The sequence below is a fragment of the Methylobacterium sp. 22177 genome (genome assembly GCF_052045615.1).
Lineage (GTDB): Bacteria > Pseudomonadota > Alphaproteobacteria > Rhizobiales > Beijerinckiaceae > Methylobacterium > Methylobacterium radiotolerans.
Window position 1 is genome coordinate 23,819 of sequence record NZ_JBQEPK010000016.1, and the last position, 19,881, is coordinate 43,699.

General features: G+C 69.8%; 14 protein-coding genes. 4 read left to right on the forward strand and 10 right to left on the reverse strand.

What is annotated here, in order from left to right:
• The first annotated feature begins 161 nt into the window (after window positions 1-161).
• Both ACTJK8_RS16035 and ACTJK8_RS16040 read left to right on the forward strand, forming a co-directional pair.
• Window positions 162-1,976, forward strand: a complete 1,815-nt coding sequence (locus ACTJK8_RS16035) for an ATP-dependent nuclease (protein WP_440762193.1) — start codon at window positions 162-164, stop codon at window positions 1,974-1,976.
• Window positions 1,963-3,786 carry an ATP-dependent helicase gene (locus tag ACTJK8_RS16040; RefSeq protein WP_440762194.1) on the forward strand — a complete coding sequence of 608 codons (1,824 nt, stop codon included), beginning with the start codon at window positions 1,963-1,965 and terminating at the stop codon, window positions 3,784-3,786. The genes ACTJK8_RS16035 and ACTJK8_RS16040 overlap by 14 nt, the downstream gene beginning before the upstream one ends.
• 80 nt (window positions 3,787-3,866) lie before the next feature.
• Here ACTJK8_RS16040 and ACTJK8_RS16045 read toward each other — a convergent pair whose 3' ends face one another.
• The 7 genes from ACTJK8_RS16045 to ACTJK8_RS16075 all read right to left on the reverse strand — a co-directional run bounded on the left by ACTJK8_RS16045 (window position 3,867) and on the right by ACTJK8_RS16075 (window position 16,124).
• Window positions 3,867-4,976 (reverse strand): tyrosine-type recombinase/integrase, encoded by a 1,110-nt coding sequence (locus ACTJK8_RS16045; protein ID WP_440762195.1) that lies wholly within the window; start codon window positions 4,974-4,976, stop codon window positions 3,867-3,869.
• A 1-nt stretch (window position 4,977) separates the two neighbouring features.
• Window positions 4,978-5,388 (reverse strand): helix-turn-helix domain-containing protein, encoded by a 411-nt coding sequence (locus ACTJK8_RS16050; protein WP_440762196.1) that lies wholly within the window; start codon window positions 5,386-5,388, stop codon window positions 4,978-4,980.
• A 598-nt stretch (window positions 5,389-5,986) separates the two neighbouring features.
• Entirely contained in the window at window positions 5,987-6,244 is a 258-nt protein-coding gene (locus ACTJK8_RS16055; RefSeq protein WP_440762197.1) for a hypothetical protein, read from the reverse strand.
• Complete coding sequence (locus ACTJK8_RS16060) at window positions 6,234-8,258, reverse strand: AAA family ATPase (protein WP_440762198.1); 2,025 nt, start codon at window positions 8,256-8,258, stop codon at window positions 6,234-6,236. The genes ACTJK8_RS16055 and ACTJK8_RS16060 overlap by 11 nt, the downstream gene beginning before the upstream one ends.
• Window positions 8,259-8,756: 498 nt before the next feature.
• Complete coding sequence (locus ACTJK8_RS16065) at window positions 8,757-10,784, reverse strand: hypothetical protein (protein WP_440762199.1); 2,028 nt, start codon at window positions 10,782-10,784, stop codon at window positions 8,757-8,759.
• Entirely contained in the window at window positions 10,781-15,250 is a 4,470-nt protein-coding gene (locus ACTJK8_RS16070) for an AAA domain-containing protein (RefSeq protein WP_440762200.1), read from the reverse strand. Before ACTJK8_RS16070 ends, ACTJK8_RS16065 begins: the two co-directional genes overlap by 4 nt.
• Before the next feature lie 172 nt (window positions 15,251-15,422).
• Window positions 15,423-16,124 carry a hypothetical protein gene (locus ACTJK8_RS16075; protein ID WP_440762201.1) on the reverse strand — a complete coding sequence of 234 codons (702 nt, stop codon included), beginning with the start codon at window positions 16,122-16,124 and terminating at the stop codon, window positions 15,423-15,425.
• Window positions 16,125-16,266: 142 nt separating this feature from the next.
• Here ACTJK8_RS16075 and ACTJK8_RS16080 point away from each other — a divergent pair, with 142 nt between their 5' ends.
• Window positions 16,267-17,094: a hypothetical protein gene (locus tag ACTJK8_RS16080; protein ID WP_440762202.1), complete on the forward strand. Its 828-nt coding sequence runs from the start codon at window positions 16,267-16,269 to the stop codon at window positions 17,092-17,094.
• On the opposite strand, the gene ACTJK8_RS16085 is transcribed toward ACTJK8_RS16080, so the two are convergent.
• From ACTJK8_RS16085 to ACTJK8_RS16095, 3 genes are all read right to left on the reverse strand, one after another.
• Complete coding sequence (locus tag ACTJK8_RS16085; protein ID WP_440762203.1) at window positions 17,055-17,312, reverse strand: hypothetical protein; 258 nt, start codon at window positions 17,310-17,312, stop codon at window positions 17,055-17,057. The genes ACTJK8_RS16080 and ACTJK8_RS16085 overlap by 40 nt on opposite strands.
• A gap of 166 nt (window positions 17,313-17,478) precedes the next feature.
• The gene (locus ACTJK8_RS16090; protein ID WP_440762204.1) at window positions 17,479-18,303 is read right to left on the reverse strand and encodes a metallophosphoesterase; all 825 of its coding nucleotides are present in this window, start codon (window positions 18,301-18,303) and stop codon (window positions 17,479-17,481) included.
• Window positions 18,300-18,851, reverse strand: a complete 552-nt coding sequence (locus ACTJK8_RS16095; protein WP_440762205.1) for a metallophosphoesterase family protein — start codon at window positions 18,849-18,851, stop codon at window positions 18,300-18,302. The genes ACTJK8_RS16090 and ACTJK8_RS16095 overlap by 4 nt, the downstream gene beginning before the upstream one ends.
• A 252-nt stretch (window positions 18,852-19,103) precedes the next feature.
• Here ACTJK8_RS16095 and ACTJK8_RS16100 point away from each other — a divergent pair, with 252 nt between their 5' ends.
• Window positions 19,104-19,817: a DNA-binding protein gene (locus tag ACTJK8_RS16100; protein WP_440762206.1), complete on the forward strand. Its 714-nt coding sequence runs from the start codon at window positions 19,104-19,106 to the stop codon at window positions 19,815-19,817.
• Window positions 19,818-19,881 lie beyond the last annotated feature (64 nt).

Genomic DNA, 19,881 nt, shown 5'->3' on the forward strand with positions numbered 1-19,881 from the left:
CCGGCATTCCCACCCGGCGTGTTGCCGGGCGGGTACGCGCCCGCGCCAACCGCGATGATACCCCTTCGGCAAGTTCAGCAGCCCGCGACGGTTCAGACACGTCCCCCGCCTTGGCGAAGGCATGGCGGGGCTCGGGCGCCAGGGTCGGGAAGGGTTCTCAGGTGCGGATCTCGAAAATCAGAATCCGGAATTTCGCGAACTTCGCCGACTTCGAGATCGAGACCGGCCAGAACGTGGTGGTGGTAGGGGAGAACAAGGTCGGCAAGAGCAACCTTCTCTTCGCGCTGCAGCTGATCCTGGATCCGGGCCTGTCCGAGCGCGACCGGCGGCTCGGCCTGGAGCACTTCTGGGACGGGCTCGGGGACGACAAGCTCGGTGCGACCATCGAGATCTCCGTCGAGTTCACCGACTTCGATGCCGACACGCGCCTCATGGCGCATCTCGCCGATTGCCTGGTCGATCCCGGACCGCCCATGGTCGCGCGCCTCACCTACCGCTTCCAGCCGAAGGCCTCAGCGGGAGGAACTCCGGCAAGCCTCGCCGACTACGAGTACGTCGTGTTCGGGGGAGACGATCCGGATAACGCCGTCGGAGCCGGCCTGCGCCGCATGTTGCCGCTGGACCTGCTTCCGGCTCTGCGGGATGCCGAGAAGGATCTCGCCAACTGGCGCAGGTCGCCGTTGAGACCCCTGATCGAGAACCTCGCCGGCACGCTGGCCGACGCCGACCGCGAGGCGATCCAGGCCGCGGTCGACGATGCCCAGCGGGCGCTGTCGGGACGTCCCGAGGTCGGCGGCGTGGCCCAAACCATCAGCGATCGCCTGGCGGGCATGGTGGGGCCCGCGCACGCCACGTCGGTCGCCCTCGGACTGGCGCCGACGCGACTGGACGCACTGCTGCGCGCCCTGCGCCTGCTCATCGACCAAGGCGCGCGCGGCGTCGCGGACGCTAGCCTGGGAACCGCCAACCTCGTCTTCCTCGCCCTCAAGAGCCTGGAACTCGACCGGCTGATCGAGGAGGACGAGCGCGACTTCACCTTCCTGGCGGTCGAGGAGCCCGAGGCGCATCTCCACCCGCATGTCCAGCGGTTGGTCTACAGGCACTTCCTGAAAGCCGCGGAGCCCACCGAAGAGGAAGACGATGATCCCCATCCGGACGAGGACCCCGTGATCGGGCGCCACGTCACGATCCTGACCACGCACTCCCCCCATATCGCGAGCATCGCGCCGTTGCGGTCGATCGTGTTGCTCAGGCGCCAGGCCGATGGCAGCACGAGCGGCGTCTCGACGGCAAACGTCGCGCTGAGCGACACCGAGGTTGATGACCTGCAACGATACATCGACGTCACGCGCGGCGAGCTGTTCTTCGCCCGAGGCGTGATCCTCGTGGAAGGCGATGCCGAACGCTTCCTGATCCCGGCTTTCGCCGAGGCCCTCGGCATCCATCTCGACGAGCTCGGCATCTCGGTGTGCTCAGTCAGCGGCACCAATTTCGGGCCATACGTCAAGCTGCTCGGGCACGACGGGCTGAAGATCCCGTATGTCGTGCTGACGGATCGCGACGAACTCGCCAACGGGACCGTGCTCGGTCGTGGTCGCGTCGCCAGGCTGTTGCAAATCGTGCGACCGGGGCCGGACTACACGGAGATGGACGAGGCCGAGATATTCCGGCGGGGAGAACGCCGAGGCATCTTCGTGAACGCCAACACCCTTGAGCCGGAACTCTTCTCGACGGGCATGCGGAGCAGGATGGTGAGGGTCCTCAAGGCCGATCTGAACCTGACGCAGGAGAGAAGTGACCAACTCGACGGTTGGCAAGCCGACCCGTCGACCCTCGACGTCGCCAAGCTCATCTCGCTGATCGAGCGCATCGGCAAAGGACGCTTCGCGCAGCGTATCGCTCCTGCCGCCACCATGCGGCGATGCCCCGCCTACATCCGCGCCGCCCTGGAGCGCATCCGCGATGCGGTCGCGTAGCACGAGCGCCGCCTACCTCCGGCACGCGGGCGAACTCGCCGGAAATCCCGGTCAGCAGGCGGCGTACGATTCCGAAGGGCATTGCGTGGTCCTCGCCGGCCCGGGTTCCGGCAAGACGAAGACGCTCGTCCTGAAGCTGGCGCGCATGCTCGCCGAGGACGTGCGCGCCCCGCAGGGCGTCGCCTGCATCACCTACAGCACGGAATGCGCCCGTGAGCTCAAGCGCCGTCTAGAGCGGCTCGGCCTCAGGGAAGCGCCGAACCTCTTTGTCGGGACGGTACACGGGTTCTGCCTCCGCCACGTCCTGATGCCCTACGGCCGTCTCGCCGGCCTCGGCCTTCCGCATCCCCTGGTCCTCGCGACGACGGGTCAGGTCAGGGATACCTTCAGGCGCGTGGCCGAGGCGCTGTTCGGCATCGGCCAGCCCCACAAGCTGGAGGAGATGGGCAAGTACCGTCGCGTCCACCTTGACCGGGACGCCCCGGGGTGGCGCGCCGATCCCGACCTCGCCCGTCTGTGCGAAGGGTACGAGGCAGCGCTGCGCCGGCAGGGCCTGATCGACTACGACGACATGGTCGTCTGCGCCAACCGCCTGGTCGGCGCGCATGATTGGGTCCTGCCGGCGATCGCCGCCCGCTGGCCGATCCTCGCCGTCGACGAGTACCAGGATCTCGGCGTGGCCTTGCATCGCATCGTGATGCGGCTCGCCTTCGAGGGAGGGGTCCGGCTGTTCGCCGTGGGCGACGCGGACCAGGCGATCTACGGTTTCACCGGCACCGACGGCGGCCTGCTCCATCACCTGGCGGAGCGCGTCGACGTCGAGACGGTTCGCCTGGAGCTCAACTACCGGTCCGGCGGCGGCATCATCGAGGCTTCGGAATACGCGCTCGGCGAGGCGCGCGGCTACCGTCCGCACGACACGGAGCGGCTCGCGACGGTGCGGTTCGTGGAGCGTCCCGGCGGCCTTGAGGATCAGGCCGCCCACATCGTCGAGACGCTGATCCCGGAGGCGCTGGCGGCGAAGCCGGGCCGCGTTCCCGGCGACATCGCGATCCTGTATCGCGCGGCCACCGTCGGCGACGTGTTCGCGGACGCGCTCGCGGCGGCTGGCATGGACTTCGTCCGGATCGACACCGCGGCTCCTTACAAGAAGGTCGAGCTGACGAGCTGGGTCGAGGATTGCGCGGCCTGGTGCTCGGGCGGTTGGCGGCATGCCCGGCCGCAACTGGGCGGCCTGCTGTCCCGCTGGATCGGCTTCCGCGCAGGACGCGCGAGCGAGCGGGAGGCGAACCGGACAAGGCGCGCGGTCACGGCCTTCCTGATGGCGCATCGCCGAGATGATGGTCCCGCCGCCCCGTTCATCGCGGCGATCCGTCAGTCCCTCCTGGACCCGCTGGGACAGGCAGAACCGAGCTTGGCGGACCAGATCGAGCAGGTTCAGCGGATGAGCGTGGCCGTGGCGCCCGGCGGCAAGCTCGAAGGACTGGATCTGGTCAGCCTCGGCGGCCGGGACGGCTCGCCCTCGCACGTCAACTTGCTGACGCTGCACTCCTCGAAAGGCTGCGAGTACGACGTGGTCATCATGGTCGGGATGGATCAGGGCATGATGCCCTGGACAAACGAGAGCGAGGCGCAGCTCCTGGAAAGCCGCCGCCTCTTCTACGTCGGGCTGACCCGCGCGCGCGACGCCGTCCACATGCTCTATTCCGGTTGGACGCGAGACCGGTACAAAAAGGTCCGCGCGCTCGGTCGATCGACCTTCGTTGAGGAGTTGGAGGCGCGCCTACGCGCCGTCGGGCCGGCGCGGTAGGCGCCAGGCGCCCTGCCAACGCCGCGAGGAGGGCCGCCCCGTCGGGCGGCCCTCCCCGCGATCGGGCGAGACCGACGTCGTCAGTGGAGGGTCTCGTTGGCCAGCGCCTTGGCGACCAGGTCCCCGTGCGCCGCCTCCGCCGCCCTCATGGCGATCGAGACGTCGTCGGGCAGGATGTGGACGTAGTGCTTCATGGTGATCACCACGCTGGCGTGGCCGAGGAACTTGGACACGGCCGCGATATTCCCGGTGGCACGGTACATCCGCGCCCCAGCCGTCCGCCGCAGGTCGTGGACCACGAGGTCCGCGATCCCGGCCCGCGCGGCCGCCGCCTTGAACGCCCCGAAGAACCCGCTCGACGTGATCGGCATCGCCACGACCCCGTTCTTCGTCCTCTTCCGGTAGGTGAAGACGAAGTCCGTCGGGTTGTCGATGTTGGCCCGGATGATCCTGTCGATCGCCGGGGTGATCGGGATCTCCAGCAGCTTCTTGTTCCTTTTGGCCTTCACCCACACCTTAATGCGCCCCTCCTCCAGGAACACCTCGCTCTTCCTGATCAACGCGCTCTCGCGCCGGAGGCCGGACCGGAGGATGAACTCCACCAGGTCCCGGTAGTCCCTGCACTCCGGCAGGAGCGCGAGCTCCTCCCGGATCGACAGCTCCCGGGTCCGGGCGTAGGGCTCCCCGAAATACATCGAGAGCTTCGGCATGTCCGGGAGCGGGATCTTCCAGACGTCGATGGCCCGGTTCCGGAGCGCCGAGAGGGGGCGGAGCACGCTCTGGGTGATGGTTCCCCCCCTGACCGCGCCGTACTTAGGATCGTCCCACCGACACATCTGCCTCCGCTTCTCGATGACGGCGGCGATGGTGCCGGCATCGATCTCGCTCAGCTTGGTCTCTGGCCCGATATGCTCGACGAGCCAGTCCAGGTCCCGGTCGCGATACGGGGCGCGACCGTTCTGCTGGACCTTCTCCTTCGTCAGGCGATCGACCGCATCCAGCATGGTCATGTCCCGACCGTGCAGGGCGCCGTGAAGGTCGAGCTTTCTCTTCTCGGCGGCCTTCCAGCGCTTCTCGAAGGCGCGCGCGTCCCGCTCGTTCGCCAGCTTGGTCGGTCCGCTAAACCGCTGCTTCTTCACCACGAACGAGCAGTAGTAGAACGGGGATCCCTTCGGCTTCCAGACGGTCATGTCAGCGGCCCCCCTTGCGTGCGAGGCGGGCGGCGCGGCGCTCCGCGTAGCCCGGGTTCGGCCCCGACATCGGCACCGCCCGCGTGACCGGCTGCGGCCGGGCGAACGCCACGGCCGTCATTGCCGCCGTCTTCCGTCGGCGCACGAAGCCGTCGAGGTCGCCCTCCAGGACGCGGAGGTCCCGGCGCTCGTCGCCCCGGCCGACGTTGACGGCCACGAGGCTGCCGTCGTCGACGTGGGCCTGCACCTGACGCGGGGAGATGCCGAACATCTCGGCGACCTCCTTCAGGCTGTAGACCTTGCCGAACCTCAGCTCGATCTCGGCCTCGTGGGCGGAGACCTTCGGGCCGCTTCCGGCCATGACGTCTCGCTCGCGCGCCTCGTCGGGCGCGTCGTCCACGAACTCGTACATCTTGATATCCTCGCCTGAACCCCATCACGGGGCTTGTTTCGCTTCGGCCTCGGACGGGATGCCCGATCGCCGCTTGGCCGCCCCGCACGCGTCGCTTCGCCGTGAGGCGCGGGGTGGCCTTGTCGGAGGGGTTGTCCCCAGGACGGCGGCCGGCGCGTCGGGAGCGGGATTGACCCGGATTCCGAGGTGGCCTAGCCTTTGATCGTCCTTCGATTGTTTCGCTGGATCACCCGGGTCGGCGGTCGCTTCGCAACCGTGCGCCGTCCCGTGAGCCGATTGCGGCAGAAAGACCCTGTCGGGTGATGACCGACGGGGTTTTTTCTTGCGCGCCTTGTGGCCACGTCCTGGTTCGATCACTTCCTCATCGCGCCTCCTTTTGACCTGGCCGCGTCCCCGATGTCTCGGTGCGGCTTACCCTTGCTAGCTGACCCGGCCTGTCACTTGGAGTCGTTTTCATCCCCGAGGTCTCGGGTTCTACTTGAGAAGATTCAGCTTTCACTTCAGCATGTTGGCGTCCGAGGGATTTACCCGGGGCGATTCAAGCCATACCCCTCTCGAAAATATCCACATCTTCGACCTCTCGTGACCGCCGGATCGCTCAAGCGTCGCGGTCGTCCGGCCAGGGTTCGGGATCCCGACGATCGGCGTAGGCCGTGACCCGAATGGAAGACCGAGGCGGCGCCTGACGATCCGCGAGGATCCGGGCCCGGTGCTCGGCCTCGCGGTGGGCCGCGACGCCGAGCGTCTGGAGGACGTCGCGGAGCGTGCGGTCGAGCGCCGTCTCGCCGAGCTCCAGGCGCATGATCGACAGTCGTCGGAAGAGTTCGCCGACGCGGGCATCGGTGTCATCGCGCATCGTGGCCTCCCTTGATCGCGGGCACGGCCCGCCGCTGGTGGATCTGGATGAGCCGAGAAACCTCCTCCCCCGACAGGACACGCTGCTCGACGAGACGGTCGGCGACGGCCTCGATCAGCGTCCGGTGCTCCCGCACGAAGGCCTGCGCCTTCGCGTAGAGCCGTTGCAGGTCCTGCTCGACCACGCGGCGCAGGCCCGGATCCTCGCGCAGGGCGCGGGCGACTTCCTCGGGGCCGCCGCGGTGGATCAGGGTCTCGCCCAGCCCGAACGCCCCGTGCAGCGCCGCCACCTGCGAGGTCGCGCGGGAGAGGTCGGATCCGTAGGAGCCGCCCGAGCCCGAGTTCGGCGCCCCGCCGAGGGCATCCATCGCCCTGCCCGCGAGGGCGACGATCGTCAGCGTTTCCGATTGCGCCCGCGTCATGATCGTCCGGGGATGCAGGCTCGCCCGCGTCTTGCCGGCGCTGTCCCGCCCAATCGCGATCGTGACCGAGCGGACCTCGCCGGCTCCGAGCAGGTTCACGGCGCAGGCGTGCGCCCCCTCATGGCGTGCGCAGATCAGAATTTCCTCCTCTGTCCTATCGTCCGGGGGCGCGACTTCCTGGACGAGATCGGGCAGGATCATCCGCCGAGCCTCCGCCCGGGCGCGAGAGCGCGCTCCCTTCACCCAAGCCGCTACGTCCGCGCCGCTCGCGCCGGCCGCGAGGTGCGCGACCCCGGTGAGGTCGTGCTCCGCGAGGTCCGGCCCGAGCTTCTCGCGGAAGATGCCGACGAGGTCCGCGGCGGTGGGCGGCTCGATCCGGACGACGGGATGCAGTCGGCCCGGGCGGATCAGCGCCGGGTCGAGGGCATCGAGGTGGTTCGTCGCGCCGATAACGATGAGCTTCGAGGCGTAAGGCGAGGAACTGGTCTCAACAGCCGTAAGCATATAGTCGATAATGGGTGTCCAGAAATCTCTGGCTCTATTGTCCAGAGTTGCCCTGTTCGGGATCGATTCGGTCTCGTCGATGAACAGGATTGCCGGTCCCTTGGAGAATGCGCGCTGGAAAGCTTGTTCGGCGGCGCGAAGGGCGCCCCCGAGATAGCCGTCGCTGCCCTGGAACCACTCCGCGACCGAGGTGGACACAAGGGGCAGGCGCGTCGCCTTGGCGATCGCCCGCACGAGCGTGGTCTTGCCCATCCCGGGGGCCGAATGAAGTAGGAGCGCCCTGGGCACGTCCTCCCAGCGGGCCGCGTCCTGCCTCCAGGCATCGACGGCGCGGACGAGGGCCTGGGCGTGGACCATTGCCTGCCCGTAGCCGTGCAGCAGTTCCAGGGGTGGGACGTCGTTTCCGAGCGCGTCCGTGCCGTCGAGCGCCGCTTCGGCGGCACGGATCCGGGCGACGACGGCGCGCGGGGTGCTGCCGACGCGGATGCAACTCGCCAGCGTGTCGAAATCGAGCGCTCCGGCCAGCCCCGAGGGCAGGCGCCGGGGCCGCTTGCCCGTGGCTTCCCGGATGGCGGCCGCCAGGACGCGGTTCGAGGGCGGTCCGAGCCGGACGTAAAGATCGGCCGCGGCGACGAGCGTGGCCGGAAGGTAGCGCGCCGGGGCTTGGCTCACGCCGGCGACGCGCGCCCCCTCGCCGAGGAGCCGGCCCGCCCGGTCGTTGCCCTCACTCGCCTTCTCCTGCCGTGAGGCACCGGCCCTGGTGTAGATGTGAGCCCAATCGCAATACTCGCGCAGCGCCGTCTCCACGTGTGGAACCCACGCGGGATCGGGCACCTCGACGACGAGGGCGATGCCGGCGCACTCGCGCAGGCGGCGGAGGCCGGCCGCGCCGAGGGCTTCTGCCAGGGCCGCCCGGGGGAGCGTGTGGCGGGCGGGGCGCAGGCCGCCGATGCACGCCGCCGGGAGGCTCTCGTCCGTCGCGGCGTAGGTCGCCCCGTCGAGCGGGTCGAGGGGATCGAGGGGGACAGCGGGATCGACGGGCTGGCGGCGTCGGCCGGAAAGGCGCTGCTTCGGGGTATGCGTGGTCATGGCTGCCTCCATGCGCGAGGCAGCCGGCCGCGGTCGCGGGTCGGTCAGACCTCGGAGGGGATCGGGGCGGATCGGGGGGCGCGGCGCCGGACGGCTATGCCGACGGGGGCCGAGGCTCGGCGGGAACGCCGACGTATCGCCCGTTTCCGCGGGGTGCGCTGGGACATCGGGGGTGCCTCTCGGGCTGGACCGCCCGAGCGTCAGCTACGAGGGCGGCATGGGGCTTCGGCCGGTGGCGGAAGCGCTGGGAGCGCCGTCGAGGCGCAGGGAACGGATACAGAACCGATCGAATCCTCGTCAACCGCCGCGCGCAAACGGGACATGGAAATTTCCTCCGCCGGTGGAAAGCGGGGACCGTCGCGGCACGGTTAATCGAGCGGTAACCTTCGCATGGCCGTGCCCTTGCCGCCGTGCCGAGGGCAGCCGGCGACGAGCCTTCTTCACGGCAAGTTCGCGCGTGCCTCCACGGCACCGGGTCACCGCGTGCGACAGCCTTTGTCAGGCGATCGGCTCGGGGATGGCGTCCCGCTCGGCAACCGCCTCGGCTCGGGCGAACGAGGCGAGCACCCGGCCGGCATGCCCGAGGTTGGCCAGGTCGCCCGGCGTCAGGGCGTGTCCATGCTCGGCGAGGCGCGCCTGCCAGTCGCGGGAGAAGCCGTCGCCCGCGTCCTCGGCCGTGGCGGCCCGGGCGATCGGGCCCGGACCGAGCTCGCAGTGGAGCACGCAGTCCCAGGAAATCGAGTTGGCGTGCTTGTGCAGGCCGGCGCCGCCGTCGCCGAACATCGGCCATCCCTTGACCGGCCTGATGCCGGCAAGCGCGAGCGCGTCGGCGAGCGCCTCCCAACCTCGGCCGTCGAGGTTCTGGTAGGTGAACACCATCCGGGCGCCCGGCCGGCAGACCCGGACGACCTCCTGCAGCCGGAGGGCCAGCGACCGGGTGAAGGCGGCCGCGGCGGCGGCGCTGCCCTTGTTCGAGGCGAGCTGGCCCGCGGGGAAGCCGGCGAGGTGGGCGGGATCGATCAGCCCGAGCCGGACCAGCCAGGGCACGTAGAAGTGCCCAAGCTCGGAGTAAGCGATGTAGTTGAAGTACGGCGGGTCGGTGAGGACGAGGTCGACCGAGCCGGCCGGCACGTGCGCGAGGTCGCCGGCGTCGCCGCAGCGGATGTCCCAGGCGCCGGGTTCGCGCAGGGGGACCGGCACGGCGGGCCCGGCGGAGACCGGGGCCTCAAGCGAGGCCGAGAGGCTGCGCGCCGCCCGGGTGACCGCTCGGACCGCGTTCGGGAAGGTGCCGCGCCCGTTCTTCGTAAGCCAGGGATTGAGCTCGACCGGGCGGGCGATGTGCCGGTAGGCCCGGATCGCGAAGAGGGGGGCGAGCCGCCGCCAGCCGCCCGCGTAGGCGCAGAGCAGGTTGTTGGTGCCGAGATGGTCCGAGAAGGCGATGCGCAACGCCTCGCCGACGGGACCGTCGATCGCCGCGATCGCCTTGGCGAGCAGGCCGAGATGGAGGGTCTGGCGGGCGCCGTAGAGCTCGCTGTAGCGGCGATAGCCGTACTGGAGCAGGCGGTTGTCGAAGCGGTTCTCGCGCGGGATACCGCCGTCCACCAGGAAGCCCGGGTCGGCAGCGAGCTCGGCGGCGAGGCGCGCCTCGGCCGCGGCATGGATCTCGCGATCGTGCTCCGAGGCCGTGCGGATGCGCCGGTCCCCACCCACGAAGCGTCGCTCGGGCCCGGCCGGGATCGTCTCGACGGCGAACAGGCGAAACTCCGGGGGCCGACCGGTCCGGGCGGAGAGGTCGATCAGGCGCTCGCGGTGGCCGCAGCACGGGCAGACGGCGGTGCCTGCGTCGAGGTTGCCCTCGCGCGCCTTGGTGGTGGTGCCGCACTCGCAACGGATGGTGGCCCGGGCGGTCGAGACCTCCTGCACCCGGCTGCAGCCGCGGCAGGCGACCCATTGCCTGCGCGCGGCGTCGTTCCAGGCAAGCCGGAAGCTCGGATGGGCCTCGAAGCCGTGGCCGCAGCCGCCGCAGGTGACCCGCTGGACCCAGAAGGCGTGGAGGAGGCGCTCCTCCGTGCCGGCCTCGTCGCGGGCGGCATAGAACGGCGCGAGCTCGGCACCGACGGTCGCGATCAGCCCGTCGAGGGCGGGACCGAGGTCGGGCAGGCGCGCGAGGCGGCCCTGGAAGTCCGAGACCGCGGCGGCGACCGGCTCCACGTCGACCCCGTGGACGTCGGCGCCGAGGCGCGAGGCTTCCAGCAGCATGACGCCGCCGCCCATGAAGGGGTCGAGCACGCGCAGGCCGGCGCAGTCGGCCTCGCCGTAATAGGCCGACCAGAAGTTCCCGCCGGCCGGCGTGCTGGCGGCGACGAGCAGGGAGCGCGCGGTCGCCGCCAGGCGGCGGGCGAACCACTTGTGCGCCTGGTAGGCGTCGCGCGGCCGGACGCTCTCGCGCGTGGCCATCCGCGCGATCTCGCCGACCGGCAGGATCCCGGCGTCGAGCAGGGATCGCTCCGGCAGTCCCCCCGTCATCGCAACTTGATCTCGCACGCCCCGAGGCCCGGGATCGAGGCTGGCACGACCCGCGGCAAGTATCCATCGGCGAAGTGCTTCAGGAGCCGGGAGGCGCGAAGCACCTGGGGATCGCGCGGCAGGTGGTCGACGAGGCGGCGCGACATGATGACGATGAGCTTGGCCTTGGCCCGCGAGGCGATGACGTTGAAGCGGTTGAGGCTGTAGAGGAACTCCTCCTCGGCGCCGATCTGGTCGCGGTCGCCGAGGCCGAAGCTTGCGATCATCACGTCGCGTTCCTGACCCTGGAAGCGCTCGACCGTGTCGACCGATGCCATCATCGCGGCGCGGTCGGCAGGCTTCGGGAGGAGGCGCGAGAGCCGATCGACGATCGCGGCCTGCTGGGCCCGATGGGGCGTGACCACGCCGACGCCGTACGTGAAGAGTTCCGCCGCGGAGTATGTGATCTCCAGGTTGGGTTCGGCGAGGCGGCCCATCATCGACCGGACGAGGCCGGCCACGAGGTCGGCCTCGTTGTCGTTGCGCTGGCTCGAATACGGGTCGGGGTGGATCACCGCGACGAGGGGCTCCTCCGGATCGAGGATGCGGGCGAGGTGCCCGTGCCAGTGCAGGTCCTCCGGCCAGTCAGCCGGCCGCCCCTCGGGCAAGGGCTTGTTCAACCGGATCCGGAGGCCGGGGTCGTTCGAGCCGAGATCGGAGCGGTAGCCGGCGAGCCGGACGAAGTCGACGATCTCGGCGTTCGAGCGGTAGCTCCGGTCGAGCATGATCCTGGCGATGGCCGGGGGCTCCTCCGGTTCCGGACGGCGCTCGCCCCGGCGGTAGTGCCGATAGAAGTCGTAGATCGACCCGACGAGGTGGCTCGCCCCGTCGGGGGGCTCGACCTCCTGGATCGGGGGCATCTGCAGGTCGTCGCCGACGACCGTGATCCCGGCCCTCTCGTCGAGGGTGGCGAAGGCCACCACGGCCTGGGAGACGGGCAACTGCGACGCCTCGTCGACGAGCATGAAGTCGAACAGGCCCAGCATCGGCGTCCTGGTGCCGTTGCCGGCCACCTTGTGCGACGCGAGCGCGTTCAGCTGGTGGGCCGTCGAGGCGACGATGGTGACGGAGGCGCGATCGTTCAGGCGCTCGCGCAACATGTCCATCGATTCGGTGTCGTCGGTGCGCAGGACGTAATCCCGCAGTTCGGGCGGGATGGCCCCGGGATCGGATCGGCCGGAGGCGAGCCGCACCAGGGGCGGGTCGTCGAAGCCGAGCTCCCTCAGGATCGGCGGCAGCTTCTTGGCCACCGTCTCGATGGAGACCCAGGTCGGGCCGGTGATGGCCAGGCGCAGGCCGGTGCCGCGCTCCGCCGCGTCGGCGAGCAGCCCGCGGATGATCGCGACGACGGTGAAGGTCTTGCCGGTGCCGGGCGGCCCCCAGAGAAGGCAGAGGCGGTTCTCGATCGAGGCGACCATGGCGTCGCGCTGGCGCGGCGTCAGCCGGGTCCCGTCCGGATCGACCCGCGCGAGGCCCGGGGCGCTCGACCGGCCGGAGCCTTCCGTCGCGAGGGCGTCGGCGTCCCAGATGAAGCGCGTGATCGGCGGATCCTCCTTGAGGAGGCGCGGCTTTGTGAGGTTCAGCCGCGTCAGGGACTTGTCGCGGAACAGCGGCCGTTCGGCCGAGAGCGCCGGTGCCCGGATCGCCTTCAGGACCGGTCTCAGCCGGTGGCCGACGAAGAAGTCCACGACGAGGGGGTCGAGGACCGCGTAATCGACCTCGCCGTCGGATCGGCGTCCCACCGCGAAGTCGAGGATCCCGGCCTGGACGAGGGGCCGCATCTGCCCGCCGGCCCGCAGGACGACGACGCGGGACAGGCGGTCGAAGACCTCGACCCCAACCTTGCAGGCGTCGCGCAGCGTGACGTGGAAGTCGGAATCCTCGGCGGGCGCGATCCGCTCGTAGGCGGGGAACTTCGCCTTGAGCGAGGCGAGGCTGCGGTGCTGAAGGTTGAGCGACTTCTCCGGCAGCAGGGTCGTCAGGAAGTCGCCCTTCTCGATCTTCGACTGCGTCGAGCGCGGCGACATCCGGAAGACGAGGACGTCGGGATTTGCGTCCTCGTGGGCGAGGCCGTGGGTGGCGAGCGCCTCGGCCCGCGCGGCCCCTTCGAGGCGCTCGTGGAGCCTGGCGCTCTCGAAGGTCGCCTCTCGCTGATGCGGCGGCAGCGCCATCAGCAGGTCGTTCTTCATCCGCGCGGCAGCGGCTATGAGGCGGGCGTGCTGGTAGAGGATCTCGAAGTCCTGCGCGACGGCGCCGAGGGGTTTCGTCTGCTCTAGGATCGACTTGACGCTCGGCGCGCTGGCGGAGAGGTCACCCTTCAAGTCGTCCACGAGGCGATCGGCGACGGCATGGATCGCATCGAGCCGGATGCGGACGGCCCGCTTGAGGCTCTCCTCGTAGGTCTGGGGATCCTCGTCCTCGAAGGGCGAGGTCTCGGCCCAGACCTCGTGGCCGCGCTCGGACGGGATCTGATCGGACAGCGGGTCGAGGAAGAAGGAGTGCAGGCGGAAGGGAAGACCTTCCAGGCCGCGTTCGGCCCGATACGCGTCGAGCCGCCCGGAGCGGTAGGCGTTCGCGATCCCGATCAGCGAGTAGTGATGGGGGACGTCCGCCGCGAGCATCGCCTGGATCGCGTCGGACAGGATGGTGATCGGCGAGTTCACCGAGGTGAAGTCGGCGTCCTGGATCAGCTGCTCGGCCGGGAACAGCCAGGCCATGGGAGCCGTGGGGGCCTTCTCGTCCTTGTCCTTCAGGTCGGGCGCGATCAGGGACGTGAGGTGGCGGCCCGTGACGCGGCAGACGTGATCGAAGGTCAGCCTGTCCCAGAGATAGATCTGCAGGTCGGCCTTGCGGCCCTGCTCCTTCTTGCCGGCCCCCAGCCTAGTATAGGCGGCCTCGATCCCGTCGGCGGCCTCCCGCAACTCGCGCACGAGATGCGTCATGAACAACTTGACGACGCCCTGCTCGGCCTCCTGGGACTGCCGGCGGACGAGGATGACGCGGGCCTTGAGGCGCTTGCCCTCGAACTTGAAGCGCCCGTCGCCGTCCTTGGCCGGCCCCGTCCTCTCCTTGGGCGTGTTTACGATGAGCTGGTAGCCGAGGGCGAAGGTGAGGCCGCTGCCGACGTCGAAATCGGCCGTCAGGGCGACCTTGATGTGGCTCCAGGCCGGGATGACGGAGGACGTGCCGGCGCGGGGCGGGATCTCGGCCGGGATCTTCCTGGAGAGGGCCTCGGACCGGGCGCGTACCAGGGTGCGGGTCGCCATCAGTTTCTGGTGGTCGTCGAAGGCCGGGTCGCGGGGGTCGAGGGCCGCGAGGTCCGCGATGCTCTCGATCGCCCGGCCCTTGAGCTTGCCGCAGGCGCCTCGGGTCAGGCCGATGATCCGGCTCAGATGCCCCAGGGCCTCGGCCTGGTTCCAGCAGTACCGCTCCCGCCGCGCCGCGCGCTTGATCTTGGGCCCGTCCTCGGCGTTGCTCTTCCAATCGTAGCCCAGGAAGTCGCAGCCGGAGCAGCCGGTGTCGACGTGCCAGGGCAGCTCGTGCCAGTGCTCGGCCGAGAGCACCTCGCGGAGATCCACGGCAAGGAACCTGCGGACCCGGCCGAGCACGACCTCGGCGGGAAGGGTTTCGAGGTCCTGCCCGAGCGCTTCGAGGTAACGGGTGAGATCCCGTCCGACGATGCCGAGTTGGTTGTCACGCGCTTCGAGCCGCAGGATTTCCGAGGCTTGGTGCTTGCCCGGCCAGATGGCGGCGTCCTTCAGCACGACGAAGCGGTTGGATCGGCCCGTCTCCACCAGCCAGGCCGCGAGGACCATTCCGTAGAAGGCGAGCTCGGCGAAGTGGGCAGGCGACGGCTCGCCCGACAGCTTCACGTCGATGATCCGCAAGCCGAGGCGGGGATCGCCCGGGGTGACGGGCTCGATCTCGCCGCCGATCGTGATCGCCTCGCGGGCCCGTCCGTCGGCCGGGACGACATGAAGGATGTCCGGGCGGACGTGGCCGGACGAGATCTGGCCGCTCCGCTTGGGTCGGGTGGTGCCGGCCTTGAGATCTTCGAGGCCGTGGGCGCGGAAGAAGGTGTCGCTGATCGGGTAGGCCGCCTCGATCAGGAAGCGATGATCGGAGCAGCGGTCGATATGATCCGCCAGGAGGATCTCCGCGAAGGCGCGCTCGCCGTCCTCCTCCGTCGGCAGGTCCGCGCCGCGGATGACGCGATCGGCGAACACGCTGGCGAGATCGTGGAAGACCCGACGCTCGAAGGTTCGACCCTGACGCGCCAGGAGCGCCAGTCCCGGCCTGCCCGGATCCTTAATCGGGGCACCGGCATTCTCGCGTGCGGCGTCGTTCTCGTAGAGGTCGAGGCGCAGCCGGCGCTGGCACTCGCCGCCGACGTAGTGCGACAAAGCTTTCTTATTGAGTGCGAACACGTCGTTTCCCCGCCTGGCCGATCGATCTTGCACGGCTGGGCTGGCGACGCCCAGGTGCGCGGGGCCACGGTCCACCGGCAACCTGAGGCTGTTGCAGGCCGGCATCGGTCGAGGGGAGGACTGTCGCCCGGCGCGATGTTAGGCGATTCGGTCGCAGCGTGGCGGCGGGGTTTCACGCGCGGCCCCTGCCCGGTGCCGTCTTGCCCCGGCGCAGCTCCCGCAGCCACCGCTCGCGCGGCCAGCTCGCGTCGAGGTAGGGACAGAAGTAGGCCGGACCGACGTGCTCGCGTCGCGCGTCTTCGAAGAACCCCCAGGCGGCCTCGTGGAACTCCTCCGGCATGACGAGGAAGGCGACGTCCTCGGGGGAGAAGCGGAGGTCGCCGACGTGGCGCCACTCGCGCTCCCACTCGAAGAAGTATGAGCCGCCCCCTCCGGGAAGGTCGACGAACGGCGCGAGGTCCCAGATCGGATGGCTTGCCGGGTCCGGGCTGTCGCGGGCCTCGCGCATCATGCGCTGGACGGCCTCGGCCTGGGGCGTGCCGTCGTAGGCGTACATGATCGGGCCGCCGCGCCGTTCGACGAGGAAGGCCTTGGTGAAGGCGATGCCATGCCAAGCGGAGCGGTCGGGCGGCAGGCGGCGCGCGATGACGCGGCCGAGTTGATCCACCGGGATCTCGGAGAAGCAGACGCAGTGCTGCGAGACGACGTCGGGTGCGCCGGCCCGCGCCGCTCCGAAGGGCGAGCGCGCCTCAAGCCGGCCATCGGCGAGGATCGAGATGATGTTGCCGTAGGCCGCGGCGGGCGACGAGCCCCGAACCATGTGCACGACATGGGCCGACATATCGCGCCACGTGGCGTTCGAGCGACCGATCATGGGGGCCTCGGGCAGAGTATGCGGTCGGAAACGGGACCGGCCGCTTGGGACGGGGCCCCGTGCTTCGCCGTCTAGGCCGATCATCTTTACGCTTGGCTCGGAGCCGGCGACGCCGCAAGAACGAGCCATGACAGGGGGACCGATGACGCCGCCGTACGGGAGCATTCCCTCGCCGCTCGACGAGGCCATCCGGGCCCGGTTCGACCTTGGCGGCACCATCTCCTTCAAGACACCGCTCGATGACGCGGCGATGCAGTGGTGGCACGACAAGCTCGGGGCGTACGATCTCTACCCGCGTGAGCTCGCGGAGGCCCTGACAGGCGGGACGGGCTTCGATCGCACCTTCGAATTTCAGATCGGCCCGGGCCCCGAGGAGATCCGGCTCATCACTAGGGCCTACGACAATGGGGTCGAGGCATTCGTGTCTGGGCGATCCCTACTGTTCGACGAGAAGGTGATCCATCTCGACAAGACGACCGTCCAGGATGGGTACAAGGGATTGAAGGTCGGTAGCACCCTGCTGGGCAATGCCTATCGCCTTCTCCTCCGGATCGAGTTCGACCAGCTTGAACTCCTGGCCGCCTGGGACGGAGCTTATGTCTGGGCCCGGGCCGGCTTCCTGTTGTCGCCGAAGACCTGGGCGGAGAAGGACAAGCCGGATCGTCTGCGGCAACCGATCAAGGACCGCTTGGAGCAGATCGGGTGGGGGGAACTGCCGCCGGTCAAGAAGTCCGCACTGTTGAGGATCTTGGACGAGGACCACGAACCGACGATGCTTTGGCGACTGGTCGAGGTCGAGGGCAAGGTGACCTCGGCGCGGACGCCTCCCGACAAGGTCAAGCTTCCTTGGTCGCTGCTCGCGGAGACGGAGGCGTCTTGGTACGGCTACCTTCACCGGGAGGACGCCGCGGCTGTCGCGCGGCTTCAGACCTACCTGCGCAGGAACGCCGCCAAGGGTACGGGGGCGTAGGCCTCGGCATCCGCACGCGGGGCCTGGCGCTGCCCGGCCTCCTCCGGCAACACCTTGCCGTAGAGCGCCTCGACCTCCTGCGGGGAGAAGCCCTGCCTCAGGAGCTGACGCGCGGCGTCCTGACGACGCTTCAAGGCCTCCTGGGGACGAGCTTCGTCTTCCTGCTCGAAGAAGGCGGCCATCGGCACGGCAACGTCGACGAGATCGGAACGCTTCATGTCGTCGTCTCCCTTGGTTGAACCGGCCCAGGGTGCCTTTGCTCCCTCCTGAGACCCTACAGCAGGCTTCATAATATAAGAAGCGCCGTCCGAGATTCGATGGTGGTTGCCCTCTACGAGATATGACCCGTGCATCCGGGGCTGGACTCCGGCCACCTCTAGAGCCTCATCCGGCGGTCTCATATGCAAACATGATGACCTTGGCCGGATCGAAACCGGTGGACTCGTCGGCGTGGCCGCGCGGGTTGCAGACAATCCGGGTCGGTCCGACCGTGTAGTCGACGACGTGGTGGACGTGACCGTGGATCCACAGGTCGGGGCCGCGGACGTGGATAAGGTCGCGCATGTCCGAGGCATCGCACCAGCGGAGATGACCGAGCGGGTCCGGAAGGCTCGCCGGGTGCGGGGCGTGGTGGGTGACGACCACGGTCGGACCCTCGTGCGGGGTGGAGAGGGTGACGTCGAGGAAGGCGCGGGTGCGTCGGTGCAGGGTGAGGATCTCCTCGGGCTCGACGCGGTCGCGCGAGCGCGGGCCGGTGCGGATCCGGCGGTAGTCGACCATGCCCTCGCGCCCTTGTGCGGAGCGCATGCCGTGGGTGAGGCTGGTCGCGCCGAGGCGAAAATCGGTCCAGAGCGTGCCGCCCGCGAAACGGGTGCCGCCGATCGTGACCGCGTCGTCCATGAGGAGGTGGATGCCGTGGCGGGCGGCGAGCTCGTGGCCGCGGGCCATCTGGTCGGCGAGGGTGTAGCGCTCCTCGCCGCGATCCCACCAATAATCGTGGTTGCCCGCCACGTAGACGACCGGCACGCCGGGCAGTCGCTCGGCCAGCCAGTCGAGGGCGCGGGTCAGCGGCGTGTGGACGTCGCCCGCGACGACGGCCACGTCGAAGCCAGCCGGCGGCGCGTGCGCGACCGGATCCCAGGCGTTCTCGGGCCATTCCTGGTGCAGGTCGCTGAAGACCCATAGGCGATGAGCGAGGTCGGCCGTCATCGCGTGCCTCCCTCGCGAGCGGCGTTCTCGGCAAGGCGGACGCGGATCTCGGAGAGGGTCACCGGGCGGAAGTCGAAGCAGTCGACGCCGGCGTCTGTGCTCGTGGCGGTGCCGGGGAGCGTGCCGTGGGAGTGGCCATAGAGGTGGAGGTCGCCGCGGTGCTGGCGAGGCCAGACGCGGTGGGCGTAGTGGCTGCACCAGATGCCCTGGACGGTACCGTCGTGAAGCGCGACGAGGACGCGGGCAACGTCGAAGACGCCGTCCCAGGGCAGGCGCGCGCCGATCTTGTCGTGGTTGCCGCGGACGAGATAGCGCCGACGGCCGTTCAGGCGGGCGAAGATCGAGCGGGCGCGGTCCTCGGGGCAGCGGTAACAGAAGTCGCCGAGGTGCCAGACGGTGTCTTCGGACCCGACGGCGGCGTTCCAGTTCGCGATGAGGGCCTCGTCGTGCTCCTCGATCGTGGCGAAGGGGCGATTCAGGCCGAGGCGCGGTCCGAGGACGGCTTGGTGATGCCAGTGCGTGTCCGCGACAAAGTGGGTCTTGGGCATGGAAGCCTCCGGTTGCGGAGGCTCGCGATCGCGGGCTCCGGGTTTCAGCGGGATCGGGGCGGGCTCGCGCGTTTCATCGGAGGACCTTTTCGAAGGGACAGGCTCGCATCCGGAGCGGTCGCGGGCGGCACGGCGCGCGACTCCGACGGGAGCGGGTTGCGGTAGCGCTATCGTGTTACCGCTACCGCGAAGAATGCGTTTTCTTAACCGTGTCCGGGCGATGGTCGGGGCCTTATCCCCAGGAAGTGCCGGATGCCGACGCGGGAGCAGGTCGATTGGGCCGCCAGGAAGGTACTGGCGGATGGCGGGCGGGTCTCGCTGCGGACCGTGATCGCCGCGCTGAAGGCGGGGCCGGCGCGCGGGGGCTCTTTCCGGGACGTGGGGCCGCTTCTCAGGGACTGGAAGGCGGAGAGGGCCTACCGCCCGCGGCTGGTGCCGGCGGGTCTCCCGGAGCGCCTGCAGGCGGTCCTGGGCAAGGCGGCGGCCGAGATGTGGGAGGCGGCCGGGGCAGAGGCCGCAGCGGCACTCCTGGTGGAGCGGGACAAGCTGGCGGCGCGGGCCCGGGCCGGGGACGAGCTCCTGGAGGAGGCACTGGCGCGGCTCGACGTGGCGGAGGCCGAGGCGGCCCGGCTGCGCGAGCGGGTAGAAGGGTTGGAGGAGCGACAGGAGAAGGTCCGCGCGGAGGAGTTCTGGGATCGCGTGATGCGCGAGGTGTTCGAGATCCTGCCGACGGACGGCGCGATGAGCGCGGCGGAGATCCTGCCCTTGCTCAAGCGGGCCACGGTGCGCGGGGCGGCCGGGCACCGCGAGCCGCTGACGAAACGGACCCTCCGCAAGAAGATGGCCGGCCGCGCCGAGCAGGGCTGGTACTTCGTGGCCGGGATGGACGGGGCCTTCTCCCGCGGCACGTTCCCGACCATGGGCCGTAGCAAGAGGCCCGCCCTTGCCGAGGCCGATCCGGCCTAGGCCCCTGGGGGATCGGGCCAAACAGGGTTCGGGAGGCATGCATCCCGAGGCCCGGCAAGCCGGA